The organism is Enhygromyxa salina, assembly GCF_002994615.1.
GTDB classification, from domain to species: domain Bacteria; phylum Myxococcota_A; class Polyangia; order Nannocystales; family Nannocystaceae; genus Plesiocystis; species Plesiocystis salina_A.
Map to the genome: position 1 here is coordinate 1 of NZ_PVNK01000122.1, position 12,617 is coordinate 12,617.

General features: G+C 71.4%; 10 protein-coding genes. 6 read left to right on the plus strand and 4 right to left on the minus strand.

Features of this window, described 5'->3' with window-relative positions; genetic code table 11:
• On the plus strand, positions 1-901 hold a 901-nt coding region (locus ENSA5_RS12125; protein ID WP_146155609.1), incomplete at its 5' end, for a tellurite resistance TerB family protein.
• Between the two features lie 6 nt (positions 902-907).
• Here ENSA5_RS12125 and ENSA5_RS37530 read toward each other — a convergent pair.
• On the minus strand, positions 908-1,045 hold the full coding sequence (locus tag ENSA5_RS37530; RefSeq protein ID WP_181197676.1) for a hypothetical protein: 138 nt from the start codon (positions 1,043-1,045) through the stop codon (positions 908-910).
• Positions 1,046-1,205: 160 nt separating this feature from the next.
• Here ENSA5_RS37530 and ENSA5_RS12130 point away from each other — a divergent pair, with 160 nt between their 5' ends.
• The 3 genes from ENSA5_RS12130 to ENSA5_RS12140 all read left to right on the plus strand — a co-directional run bounded on the left by ENSA5_RS12130 (position 1,206) and on the right by ENSA5_RS12140 (position 6,028).
• The gene (locus ENSA5_RS12130; protein ID WP_106391810.1) at positions 1,206-4,460 is read left to right on the plus strand and encodes an error-prone DNA polymerase; all 3,255 of its coding nucleotides are present in this window, start codon (positions 1,206-1,208) and stop codon (positions 4,458-4,460) included.
• Between the two features lie 109 nt (positions 4,461-4,569).
• A complete protein-coding gene (locus ENSA5_RS12135) occupies positions 4,570-5,112 on the plus strand; it encodes a Uma2 family endonuclease (protein WP_106391811.1) in 543 nt (180 codons plus the stop codon).
• A 109-nt stretch (positions 5,113-5,221) separates the two neighbouring features.
• Positions 5,222-6,028, plus strand: coding sequence for an MlaE family ABC transporter permease (locus tag ENSA5_RS12140; protein WP_106391812.1), 807 nt, complete (start codon positions 5,222-5,224; stop codon positions 6,026-6,028).
• 1 nt (position 6,029) lies between these two features.
• On the opposite strand, the gene ENSA5_RS12145 is transcribed toward ENSA5_RS12140, so the two are convergent.
• The 3 genes from ENSA5_RS12145 to ENSA5_RS37535 are packed head-to-tail and all read right to left on the minus strand — an operon-like array spanning position 6,030 to position 9,603.
• Positions 6,030-7,760, minus strand: coding sequence for a hypothetical protein (locus ENSA5_RS12145; protein ID WP_106391813.1), 1,731 nt, complete (start codon positions 7,758-7,760; stop codon positions 6,030-6,032).
• Positions 7,757-8,794 (minus strand): multiheme c-type cytochrome, encoded by a 1,038-nt coding sequence (locus ENSA5_RS12150; protein ID WP_181197677.1) that lies wholly within the window; start codon positions 8,792-8,794, stop codon positions 7,757-7,759. Before ENSA5_RS12150 ends, ENSA5_RS12145 begins: the two co-directional genes overlap by 4 nt.
• A 47-nt stretch (positions 8,795-8,841) precedes the next feature.
• Positions 8,842-9,603 (minus strand): hypothetical protein, encoded by a 762-nt coding sequence (locus ENSA5_RS37535; protein WP_181197678.1) that lies wholly within the window; start codon positions 9,601-9,603, stop codon positions 8,842-8,844.
• Positions 9,604-9,733: 130 nt separating this feature from the next.
• On the opposite strand from ENSA5_RS37535, the gene ENSA5_RS37540 reads away from it, so the two are divergent.
• Together ENSA5_RS37540 and ENSA5_RS12165 are read left to right on the plus strand one after the other, a co-directional pair.
• Positions 9,734-10,393 carry a histidine phosphatase family protein gene (locus ENSA5_RS37540; RefSeq protein ID WP_181197679.1) on the plus strand — a complete coding sequence of 220 codons (660 nt, stop codon included), beginning with the start codon at positions 9,734-9,736 and terminating at the stop codon, positions 10,391-10,393.
• Complete coding sequence (locus tag ENSA5_RS12165; protein WP_106391817.1) at positions 10,390-12,315, plus strand: DUF885 domain-containing protein; 1,926 nt, start codon at positions 10,390-10,392, stop codon at positions 12,313-12,315. The genes ENSA5_RS37540 and ENSA5_RS12165 overlap by 4 nt, the downstream gene beginning before the upstream one ends.
• The last annotated feature ends 302 nt before the right edge of the window (positions 12,316-12,617 follow it).

Genomic DNA, 12,617 nt, shown 5'->3' on the forward strand with positions numbered 1-12,617 from the left:
CCGCAGCCTCGTGTTTCCCCACGGCGGCGGCCCGGCGACCGGGGCCTGGGGGGGGCCGCCGGCCTCCAGGCGCAAGGGCCCCCCGCGCCCTCAGGTCCGCCGCGCCCCGGTCTCGGCGACCATGGCCATGACCTCGCCGCCGCCCGTGATCGGCGAGAACCTGCCCTTCCCGCCCGAGCTCCCCGGCCTCGCCTGGCTGTTCGTCGGCCTGGTCGAGAGCGCCGAGGGCCACCTGACCAACGACGATCTGCTCGCCGTCGCCAAACGCCTCCAGCGCTGGGCCCCCAAGCTCCCGATCGAGCGGGTCAGCGCGTTGATCCGGCACACGATCGCCGACTATCGCGCGCTGCCCGACGTCGCGACCCGGGGCGCGCGGACCCGCGAGCACAACACCGAGCTGGCCCAGCTCGTCCCCCGCCAGCGCCTCGCCGAGGTCCTCACGGCGCTCTACGAGATCGCCAGCGACGACGGCGTCGTCCGTGATCAGGAGCTGCGCTTCATCGTCAACACGACCCAGCAGCTCGGCCTCAGCCCCGATCCGCGCCTGCTCGCGATCGCGTTTTTGTACCTGACCCTCAGCATCGTCGACGGCCACGTCGACGAGGCCGAGAAGCTGGTCCTGCGCGAGCAGGCCCAAAAGTGGGCGCCAGGCATCTCGATCGCCGAGCGGGCCGTGGTCATCCGCTGGGCGATCGCCGAGTTCAAGCGCCGGCCCGAGCTCGACGACAAGATGCAGTGCGCCCGCGAGGCCGCCGATCAGCTGGCCGTGAGCACCGACAAGAAGACCCGGCGGCAGATCCTCGCCGAGATGTGGCGGATCGCCGGCGCCGACGGCCACATCTCGCCCGAAGAGCAGCGGTTCATCGCGGAGATGGTCAGCCGCTTCAAGCTCGACAGCTGAGCCTGGCTACTCGGTCGCGGCGGGCGGCGCGTCGGTGCCCGCGTCCGCGCCCGCGGCGAAGGGGCTCTTGTCGCCGGTCAGCCAGGCGACGAGCACCACGAGCAGGACGAACCCCAGGGCCATGAGCAAGCCTTTCGCGCGCATCTAGCGGGGAGTCTAGTACCCCCTGCGAAGGGGCTCAATTTCTGCGGCCTCCCCGCCTGGGGATCGGCCGGGCGCCAGACCAGAAGATAAGCACTTTACAACCAGGCAGATATGCATGATCACGTGACTGAACACTCAGACAGTTCACGAGATCCGCATCGTGCGCCCCTACGTCCCACTCACGGTCAAGAGCAACTTCTCCTTCCTCGAGGGTGCGAGCCACCCCGATGAGCTCGTCGAGAAGGCCGTGGGCCTCGGGCTCCCCGCCATGGGCCTGTGCGATCGAGATGGGGTCTACGGGGTCGTCCGGGCCCACGTCGCGGCCAAGAAGCACGGGCCGCTCAAGCTCTTGCTCGGGGCCGAGCTGAGCATCGGAGATCTGCCCGAGGAGCTGTTTACGGCGCCCTCGAAGCTCCTGCGCTCAACCCGGCACGAGCCGCGCTCGAGCATCGTGGTCCTGGCCGAGACCCGCGAGGGCTGGGCCCGCCTGTGTCGGCTGCTGTCGATCGCCCACGGCCGCGGGCCCAAGGGTCACGCGCTCCTGAGCCTCGACGAGCTCGCGGGCGGCGCCGCCACGGGGGTCTACAATGAGGCCGCCAACGCCACCTCCGCGCCAGACACCGCCGGCCAGGGCCTGATCGCCTTGATCCGCGACCCAGAACATCTGCCGGTCATGACCGAGGCGTGGGGCCGGGATCAGGTCTACGCCCTCGTCAGCCGCCACCACGAGGCCGAGGAGCTCGCCCGCGAAGACGCGATCCGCCGGGCCGCGCTCCGGACTCGCGTCCCCCTCGTCGCCGCGACCGACGTGCTCTACCACTCCCCTGCCCGGCGCCCGCTGCAAGACGTGCTCGCCTGCGTCCGCGCGGGCAAGACCCTCGCCGACGCCGGTCGCACGATCCGCGGCAACGCCGAGCACGCGCTCGAGTCGATCCACGCCATGCGCGAGCGCTTCGCCGACTGCCCGGGGCTGCTCGATCGAACCATCGAGATCGCCGAGCGCTGCAGCTTCTCCCTCGACCAGATCCGCTACGTCTACCCCGGCGAGCGCGTGCCCGAGGGCGTCAGCGAGGGCGATCACCTCCGCGTCCTGACCCTGGCCGGCGCCCGCCATCGCTACGGCGGCGACATCCCGCCCGAGGTCCTCGCGCAGCTCGAGCGCGAGCTCGTGCTCATCGCCGAGCTCGACTACGGCGGCTACTTCCTGACGATGAAAGAGATCGTCGAGTTTTGTCGGCGCGAGGGCATCTTGTGTCAGGGCCGCGGGAGCGCGGCCAACAGCGCGGTCTGCTACTGCCTCGGGATCACGGCGATCGATCCGGTCCGCATGGATCTCCTGTTCGAGCGCTTCTTGAGCCGGGAGCGCGCCGAGCCGCCCGACATCGACCTCGACATCGAGCACGAGCGCCGCGAGGAGGTCATCCAGTGGGTCTACCAGCGCTGGGGCCGACGCCACTGCGCGATGGTCGCCAACGTGATCCGCTACCGCGCGCGCTCGGCCGTGCGCGAGGTCGGCAAGGTCCTCGGCATGCCCCAGACGGCCCTCGACCGCGTGGCCAAGCTGCTCGGCCACTGGGGCGCGACGATCGACGCCCAGCTGCTCCAAAACGTCGGCCTCGATCCCGCCCAGCCGACCCACGTCCACCTCCTGCGCCTCAGCGCCGAGCTGCTCGACTTCCCCCGCCACCTCTCGATCCACCCCGGCGGCTTCTTGCTCGGCGGCGACCCCGTCGACTCGATGGTCCCGATCGAGCCCGCGAGCATGGAGCAGCGCACGGTCATCCAGTGGAGCAAGTACGATGTCGAGGATCTCGGCCTGTTCAAGGTCGACCTGCTCGCGCTCGGGGCCCTGAGCCACATCCGCGGGTGCCTCCAGCTGCTGCGTGAGCACGACGGCATCGAGCTCGAGATGGCGACGATCCCTGCCGACGATCCGCCGACCTACGAGCTGTTGTCGCGCGGCGACACCGTCGGCGTGTTTCAGGTCGAGAGCCGGGCGCAGATGGCCATGCTCCCGCGCCTGCGCCCGCAAAAATTCTACGACCTCGTCGTCGAGGTCGCGCTCGTCCGGCCCGGCCCGATCCAGGGCGACATGGTCCACCCCTACCTGCGGCGGCGCCAGGCCAAGGAGCGCGTCGAGTACCCCCACCCCAAGCTCGAGCGCGTGCTGGCCAAGACCTACGGCGTGCCGATCTTTCAAGAGCAGGTCATGAAGCTCGCGATCGCCGTCGCCGACTACAGCCCCGGCGAGGCCGATCAGCTCCGCCGTGACATGGGCGCGTGGCGCTCGAGCGGGCGCATCGAGCAGCACCGCGCGCGCCTCGTCGAGCGCATGATCCAAAACGGCATCGACGTCGAGTTCGCCGAGCGCGTGTTCCAGCAGATCCGCGGCTTCGGGGAGTACGGCTTCCCCGAGAGCCACGCCGCCTCATTTGCCCTGATCGCCTACGTGAGCGCGTGGCTGCGGACCCACCAGCTGCCCGCGTTCTCCTGCGCGCTGCTCAACGCCCAGCCGATGGGCTTTTACTCCGTCGCGACCCTGGTCGAGGACGCCCGCCGCCACGGCGTCGAGGTTCGGCCCGTCGACGTGCGCGTGAGCGACTGGGACTGCACCCTCGAGGCCCGGACGATCGAGGGCGGCGGCGGCGGGCCGAACCCCCGCGATCGCTGGGCGGTCCGCATGGGCCTGCGCTGGATCAAGGGCTTTCACCTCGCCGATGCCGAGCGGCTGCTCGGCGCCCGCGACACCCTCGAGGCCCCGTGGCGGGATCTCGACGCCTTCGTCCGCAGCGTTGGCCTCCAGCAAAAGCCCTTGAAGCTGCTCGCCGAGGCCGGCGCGCTCGAGGGCTTCGACCGCGCCCCGCGACCGCTACGCGACACGACCAGCACCCGCCGCGACGCCGCCTGGGCCGTGCGAGGCTCGCTCGCCCGGGCCAAGGACCGGCTCCCGCTCCGGACGGACGCCAGCGCCCACCAGCCCGCGTTCGCGCGCCTCGGTCGCAACGAGGCCATCGCCTGGGACTACCGCTCGAGCCATCACAGCACCCGCGGCCACCCGCTCGAGCTCCTGCGTGACGAGCTGCGCGCCCAGGGCATGCCCGACGCCGAGACCCTCGGCGCCCTGCCCGACGGTCGCAAGGTCCGCTACGTCGGGCTGGTGATCTGCCGCCAGCGCCCGGGGACCGCCAGCGGCGTCACCTTCTGCACCCTCGAGGACGAGACCGGCTTCGTCAATCTGGTGATCTGGAAGCAGGTGTTCGAGAGCCACGCGATCCTGGCTCGGACCGCGGTCGTGCTCGGGGTCAACGGGCGGATCCAGCGAGCCGAGGGCGTGACCCATCTGATCGCCGACGAGCTGTGGGAGCCCGAGCTCGACGCCAAGCCCGAGGGCACGCGCAGCCGCGACTTTCATTGAGGTGGCCGCGACCACCGTGACGCCGTAGCCCAGGCGGGCGCGCCGCCTTCTCTGCGCCATCGTCCAGGTGTAGGATCCAGAGGTGGTCGCAGCCCAGCCCATCGGCCAAATGAGCTACGCGGAGTACCTCGCGTTCGAGCGAGAGGCCGAGGCCAAACACGAGTACGTCAACGGCGAGGTCTACGCGATGGCCGGAGGCTCGCCGGAGCACGCACGCCTGGCGATCCGACTCGCGGCCGAGCTCCTGCGCTCCCTCGCCGATCGTCCCTGCGAGGTCTTCAGCTCCGATCTCCGCGTGCGCAACCTGGTCACGGGCCGCTCGACCTACCCCGACCTGACGGTGGTATGTGGCCGACTCCTCCGGGCGCCAGACGACGAGCTCGCCGTCGTCAACCCCGTGCTCGTGGTCGAGGTGCTCTCGGACGGAACCGAGCGCCAGGATCGCGGCGACAAGTGGCGCCACTATCAGCTCATCGAGTCACTCCAGACCTACGTCCTCGTGTCCCAGGCCGCGCCCCTCCTCGAGGTGTTTCGGCGGGCAGATGACGCCTGGCGCTATCAGGCGGCCGGTCCCGGTCAGCAGCTCACCCTCGACGATCGCGGCCTGACACTCGACGTCGACGCGCTGTATCGCAGCGGGCTGCCCGGCTGACCGAGAGCGGCGCCCCCTTTGCATTCACGCCGCCAGGCACATCTGGGCCGCTCTCGCCCTTGTCGCTCGGCCCTCGCCGCCCGCCCGGACCTGGTAGACTCGGAGCCCTGTGGCGGCCCCGGCCAGCACGCTGCGTGACGCGATCACCAACCTCGGGGAGACCATCTCGTCGGGGGTCCTGTGGTGCGGCGGCATGTCGGTGATGTTTGCCAAGGCCATGCTCCGCGGCCCCCGGCGTCCCCTGGGTCTGTTCGACATCTCCTACCAGGTCCTGCAGCTCGGCATCCGCTCGCTCCCGCTCGCGACGATGATGGCGCTGTTCGTCGGCATGATCCTGACCTGGCAGTTCGGCGAGGCGCTGGTCGACTTTGGGGCCAAGAACCGCCTCGGCCACGTGACCTCGCTGGCGCTCGTCCGCGAGCTGGTCCCGACCCTGCTCGCGGTCACCGTCGGCACCAAGATGGCGACGGGCATGACCGCCGAGCTCGGCTCGATGAAGGTCACCGAGCAGATCGACGCGCTCTCGGCCCTCGGCGCCGACCCGATCAAGAAGCTGGTCTGGCCCCGGATCATCGGCGCCGCGATTGCGATGCCGCTGCTCGTCGCCTGGGGCAACGTCGTCGCGATGCTCGGCGGCATGCTGATCTCGGACTCGGTCTTCGACGTCCCCGCCGAGTACTTCTACGTCACCTACATCGACATGCTCGAGCCCACCCACTACGTGATGAGCCAGACCAAGGGCCTGGCGTTCGGCGGGCTCGCCGGGCTGATCGGCTGCTACCAGGGCTTTACGACCAAATTCGGGACCGAGGCCGTCGGCCAGTCGACCACGGAGTCGGTCATCGCGACCTCGGTCATGGTCTTGCTCGCCGACTTCGTGCTCACGACCTTGTTCATGCCGATCGGCCCCGTGTAGCTCAGTCGTCGAGCTCCCAGGTCGCGATGGTGTCGTCGTCGTCGACCTCGGACCAGTAGCACAACGCGTCCCCGACCCCCTCGCCGAGCGCGGCGCGGACGGCCGCCTCGATCGGAGGTATCGACTTGTCGTTGGCGCCGCTGACTTGCACCCCGAGCAGCTCCACGCCGCGGATCGTCACCTTCACCAGCGAGATGTAGCCCTCGAACTTGGCCTTGGCGAGCACCCGATCGAGCGCGGCCTTGGCCGACGCGGCCTCGCTCGGCGCGGTCGGCAAGGTGATCAGCGCGTAGTCGCAGTAGCCACCGACGGGCACTGGCGGACCAAACTCGAACACCTGACTGGAGATCACCGCGAGCTCGGGCAGCTCGAGCACCTGCTTGGGCGTCCCGCTCCGAGCGATCGAGTGCTGAGTCGCGAGCCACAATTCCTCGCCCAGCTTGGCGACCTGCCGCGGCTCGCCCCAGTCCGCGGGGACCCGCTCGCGGATCCAGGCCCCGTCGACGGGCTTGCGCCACAGGCCCGGCGCTCCCGCCACGCTGTAGCGCTCATGGAGCGACGGCCCACACGTCGCCCACTGGGTCCCGTCGGCCATGACCACGAAGGACGCGACGCCCTCCTCGCACGGCGGCGCGTCGATCCGAGTCGCCGCCCCCTGTGCCCAGCGAGCGAGGTAGGCACGATCCTCGCCGGCCTCGCCGGCCACATCCCGACCGTAGATCCACGCGTCGCCGACGGCGCTGGCCTCGACGCCATGGATCACGAGCTCGCGCTCGCTCGCGACGGGCAGCGCGACGTGGGAGCGCTCGCCCTCGGGCCCCGCGATCACGAGGTCGGGGTGGGCGTCGCGGGTGACCAGCAAGATGTCGCCGTTGGTCCACGACTTGAACGTCGCGACCCGTCGGGCGCCGAGCTCGGGGGCCTTGGGCACGCCACGGATCACGACGAGGGTCCGCGCGCGCTCGATCCCCTGCCTCGCCGTCCGCATCTGGGCCTCGCTCGGCCCGCGCTCCCCTTCCCACTCCTCTTGCCCGCGGTAGTAGGGATCGTAGCTGCGCCGGGTCAGCAGCGACCCCTCGATCCACGGGTGGATCTCGTTCGCGCCCCACTCGTAGTGCTTGCTGCGGGTCGACATCACCTGCCACTGCCCCTCGGCGCGTCGATGGACGACCGGCGTGTCCGACTCCCCCCGAAACCCGCTCTCGAGCGTGGTCGTCAAGACCAGGTCGTCGGGCCACCGTCCGCCGGCGCTGAGCGTGTACCAGCGGTTGAGCCCGATGAGGTTGTCCTCGCCAGGCTCACGCGGATGCACGATGCCCGCCAGCATCTTCGGATCGGGGCGAAACGATCCGTCGGGCTCCACCAGCATCAATTGCGGTCCGACGGCGACGACCAGGCGGCCGTCGACCAGCGTGTGGAGGCCGACGTGGGTGCTGCCCCGAGCGGCGAGGTGCAGCTCGCTCGAGGACGCCGCGGCGGGCTCCGGCGCGCCTGGAGTCGCGGGATCCGACGCCGGCTCGGGCGCCCCAGCGACAGCCGCGACGCTCGGGGCGGGCGCCTGCGCGTCGGGAGCCAGCTCGGCGGCGGGCGGCGCTCGCTCGGCCTCGGCCTCGGCCTGAGCCTGAGCCTGAGCCTGAGCCTCGGCCTCGGCCGGACCGGACTTGCACGCGGCGAGGCCGAGCAGGCCGAGGAGCGAGATCAAGAGCTGCGATCGGTAGCGGTGGTGGGTCATCGGGGCTCACGATGGGCTGGGGCCAGCGTGCCACCAGCGAGCGCGAGGCTCCCGTCGAGGACGGCGTCGCGCGGGTCGGAGCTCCGTTGGTGAGCGACGCGCTGGTAGTCCACCCACCATCGCACATCGCGCTCCGGGGCGTCGGGCAGCTCGAGGTCCACCACCCGCAGGCCCCGGGCCGGGACTCGATCGTCGAACAGCTCGTCGCGGACCACGATCCCGCTGCGCTGGGCTCGATCGCCAAAGTGACGCGCGAGGTAGCGGCGCCGCGGCTCGCCCTCGCCCGCGGGCCCGACCGCGACCGCCCCAACCTCGATCCGGCGCAGCAGATCGCCGGTTGGAAAGGCGTGCCCGACCCGACCCGGGCGCAAGGTGATCCGGACCGAGCTCGGGCCCCTGCGCTCCGCCGCGACGCGGACGGCGTCGCGCAGCATCGCCGGATCGCGCGAGGCGGCGAAGCGATGCGAGCGCCGCCCGTCGTCGAGGCGCGGCATGTGACAGCTGACGCAGCTGCGCGCGGCGAAGCGCGAGCCAGCGTGCTCGGTCACCGTTCGCTGCATCGCCAGGGGTCGGTCGCGCAGCGCCCCGTCGGGGAAGTCGAACTCGTGGCAGGCTCCGCAGCTGGCCGGCTGATCCAACCCAGCGTCACGGCGCACCGCGTGGGGCGAGTCGGCCGAGCGCGCGGGCCCGGGCCCGGCCAGGATCTCGCCGTCGCGCACGTGGCAGCTGACACACGCGACCCCCAGCGAAGCCGCGGGCGTGATCCCTGGGTCGGCCGGGTCGGCCTCGGGCGCGTGACAGGCCCGACAGTACGCGCGGGGCTCGATCGCGTGGGCGACCTGAAAGGCCGGGTCCACGAAGGCGGTCTGGTGCGAGGAGGCGCTCCAGTCTCGAGCTTGCTCGGTGTGGCATCGGACGCACGCCGCGTTGTCGAGCAGCGCCTCGGCCGCGAGCGGCTCGAGCGCGCGCGCGCGCGGCCCCGGGCCCTGCGCCGAGTGGGTCCCCGCGACCGCGAGCAGCCCCAGCCCGAGCACATGAGGCAGCCGGCTCCTCGTCGTCGCGCTCCTCGAAGGGCCGACGCTCACAGCTGACACAGCCCGACCTGCTCGTAGCCCATGAGCACGGCGTCGCTCTCATAAAAGGGCTCGCAGCGCTCGGCCTCGCTCGGGCACTGGCCCTCGACGGCCGCGGCCTCGTCGAGGGTACAGATCGCGCCACAGCAGCCCGGCGCGCCGTCGAGGCCGCAGCCCTCGGCGTCGACGAGCGCCCCCGACATGCACATCAGCCCGGGGTCACAGCAGTTGAGGCACGCGCACGCGTCTCCGTGCGCGCCCGCGGCTCCGGATTGATCACGATCGCAGGACCAGCGCTCGTAGTCGTCGGGGTAGCAGCCGAAGCCCTCGGCGCAGTCCTGGATCAGGGGGTCACACTTTGGCAGGCACAGCGACAGCAGCCCGCCGGTCGAGACCGAGCAGATCGCGAGGGGGTCCTCGCAGACCAGCGTCGACGTACAAAACGCCACGCAGGTCCCAATGCCCTCGGCGTCGGTCGCCCAGCAGATGTGATGCTTGGCGCAGGTGTCGGTGTCGCCGACGCGCTCGCAGGCCTCGCCCTCGACGCCCTCGCCGCTGAGCTCGACGCAGCGGTTGATCGGGCCGAGGTCGGGGTCGACGAGGTGGCTGCACTTTTGCCCGGCCTCGCACTCGTCGAGGCGCCGCGGGTCACACTCGGGCTGGAGCAGATCCGGCGGCGGCGGGTCGCCATCGTCGAGATCGTCCTCGAACCCGCCCGGCGCCTCGAACGACGAACAGCCGCCCCCGACCGGCCCCAGCACCACGCTCAACGCCAGCGCCCACGCCCTCGCTGGATTCGCCGACACCCTCGACGATCGCCGATCGCCCCGGCCCAGATCAACCAAGCGCGACGGCCGCGCGTCCGCGACAAGACCTCGGGACCGTGATAGGACCGCAACAGTGGCTAGCGAGGACCCTCGACCCGACCTGCGGCGCTGGGAGCCCGAGGAGGAGGTGCCCGCCCGGCGGCTCCTGCTCATCCGCCACGGCCACTACGATCGCGTCGACGACCTCGGCGACGAGGCCTGGGGCCTCTCGCCGCTCGGCCGGCGTCAGGCCGCGCGCACGGGCAGCCGGCTCGCGCGGCTCGTCCACCACTTCCCGGGCAAGCTCGAGGGCATCTACGCCAGCCCCTGGCCCCGGGCGATGCAGACCGCCGAGATCGGCGCCCACGAGCTGGGTCTCGACCGGGTCCGGGTCAAGGACTACCTCCACGAGACGATCCCGCTGGTGCCCGCGGCCCCCGACGGCAGCTCGACCCACCCCAACTTGCCGATCACCAGCGCCGCCGACCGCAGCGAGGTCTCGTCGCAGGTCCGGCGCGTGGTCGGGCGCTTCTTCAAGGGCGGCAGCAAGCCCTGCACCTACCTGCTGTTCACCCACGGCAACCTGATCCGCTACCTGCTCACCGAGAGCCTCGGTCTGCCCTACGAGACCTGGATGCGGATTGCGATCTGCCACGCGTCGATCTCGGAGATCCGGGTGTTCCCCGGCAACGGCACCGCGCTGATCTCCTACAACGAGACCGGCCACCTGCCCCCGGAGATGATCACGGCATGAGCGCGCGCGCGCGCTCGATGATCACCCTCATTGGGCTCGCGCTCGGCTGCCACGGGCCGAGCGAGAGCGCCCCGCCCGACGATCCGCCGCCGACCTCCGACCTCGTGATCGGCCGCGAGCAAGACCCCAAGCAGATGCTCGAGACCCTCAGCGAGCGCTTCTTGACCGGCTACTTCGCGGCCGCGCCGGTCAGCGCGACGGCCTACGGCGAGCACAGCCACGACCACCGCTGGCCCGATCTCTCCCGCGACGGCCGCGACCAGCACCGGCTGTGGCTGACCCAGCAGCGGGGCGACGCCGCCGCGATCCCCCGCGAGGCCCTCGACCCCGACGCGCGCCTCGAGCTCGACACGATCCGCAACCAGCTCGAGCTGTGGCGCTTCGCCGACGAGGTCGAGCAGGTCTGGCGCAGCGATCCGCTGGCCTACAGCTACCTGATCTCGTCCGGGCTCGACGATCTCGTCAGCCGCGACTTCGCGCCCCTCGACGAGCGGGCCGCGAGCGTGGCCGCGCGGCTCGAGGGCCTGCCGGGCCTCGTCGATCAGGCGATCGCCAACCTCTCGAACCCGAAGCTGATCCGCCGCCCCCAGGCCGAGGTCGCCGTCGGCCAGCTCGCCGGGCTGCGCACGCTGATCGAGGCCGAGATCCCGACCCGGACCGAGGCCGCCAAGCCCGAGCTGCGCGAGCGCATCGCGAGCGCGAGCCCGGCCGCGCTCGCGGCCGTCGAGCAGCTCCGCGCCCACGTCGAGGGCCTCGTGCCCAAGGCCGAGGGCGCCTGGCGCCTCGGGCCCGAAGCCTTCGCGCAAAAGCTCGCGCTGACCCTCCAAAGCGAGCTCTCGGCCGACGAGATCCTGGCCCTCGCCCACGCCGAGCACGCCCGCGTGCACCGGGACATGCAGGCCCTCGCCCGCGAGCTCTACGCGGCGATGTACGGGGCCAAGGCCCTCGCGCGTCACGACAAGAGCGGGCGCACCCCCGACCCCGACGCGCTCGTCCGCAAAGTCCTCGCCGAGCTCGCCGCCGACCACCCCGAGCCCGAGCAGCTCCGCGACGCGGTCGAGGACAACCTCGCGCGTCTCGATCAATTCGTGCGCGAGCGCGAGCTCGTGCCGATCGACGAGACCGAGGTCCTCGAGGTCATCTGGACCCCGCCCCACGCCCGCGGCGTCGCGATCGCCGGGCTCGCCGCCCCGGCCCCGCTCGACGCCGCCGCGCCCGGGCTGCCGAGCTTTTACCTGGTCCAGCCCTTGCCCGAGAGCTGGGGGCCCGAGCTGCGCGAGTCCTTCTTGCGCGAGTACAACACCTTCATGCTCGAGATTCTCTCGATCCACGAGGCGATCCCGGGCCACTTCGTCCAGCTCTATTGGGGCAAGCGCGAGCCCTCGCGGGTCCGCAAGGTGTTCGACAACGGCCCCTTCGTCGAGGGCTGGGCCGTCTACACCGAGCACCTGATGGTCGAGGCCGGCTACGCCGGCGCGGGCCCGGGCCCCGACGCCAGGCGGCCCAAGGGCGTCAGCGCGGCGCTGTGGACCGTGCAGCAAAGCGACGAGCTCCGGGCCAAGGCGATCCGGCTCCACGGGCTCAAGTTCTATCTGCGCGCGGTCGCCAACGCGATCCTCGATCACGAGATCCACGCCGGGACCATGACCCGCGAGCAGGCCCTCGAGCTCATGGTCGAGGGCTCGTTTCAAGAGCGCGGCGAGGCCGAGGGCAAGTGGGTCCGGGCCCAGGTCACCTCGACGCAGCTCTCGACTTATTTTGTTGGGGCGATCGGGTGGTTTCGGCTGCGCGAGCGGGCCCAGCAGCGGGCGGCCGACGCGGGCGAGGAGTTTGATCTGCTCCGCTTTCACGCCGACGCGCTGAGCCACGGGGCGCCGCCCGTCCAACGCCTGCCCGAGCTCATGCGCTGGGACGTTCGATGACCCCCCTGGCCGTCAGCAACTTTGCCACGCACGGCCGCAAGCGGCCGGTCGCGCCCTCGCTCCGCTCGGTCGCTCGGTGGGCTGGGGTGTGCTTCGCAACGGTATGCGTGGCCCCCTAAAGGGGGCTCGAGTCGCGTGTTCGGACGTTCGATGACCCCCCTGGCCGTCAGCAACTTTGCCACGCACGGCCGGTCGCGCCCTCGCTCCGCTCGGTCGCTCGGTGGGCTCTCATTGCCTCGCAACGATTGGCGACACCCCACGCGAGCGGGGGTCGGGGGCGAGTCGAGGCCCCGACCCCCGCT

Coding starts and splice junctions, on each gene's coding strand:
- ENSA5_RS37530 (WP_181197676.1), bottom strand. CDS start 1,045: ATGCGCGCGAAAGGCTTGCTCATGGCCCTGGGGTTCGTCCTGCTCGTG.
- ENSA5_RS12135 (WP_106391811.1), top strand. CDS start 4,570: ATGAGCTACGCGGAGTACCTCGCGTTCGAGCGAGAGGCCGAGGCCAAA.
- ENSA5_RS12145 (WP_106391813.1), bottom strand. CDS start 7,760: ATGACCCACCACCGCTACCGATCGCAGCTCTTGATCTCGCTCCTCGGC.
- ENSA5_RS12165 (WP_106391817.1), top strand. CDS start 10,390: ATGAGCGCGCGCGCGCGCTCGATGATCACCCTCATTGGGCTCGCGCTC.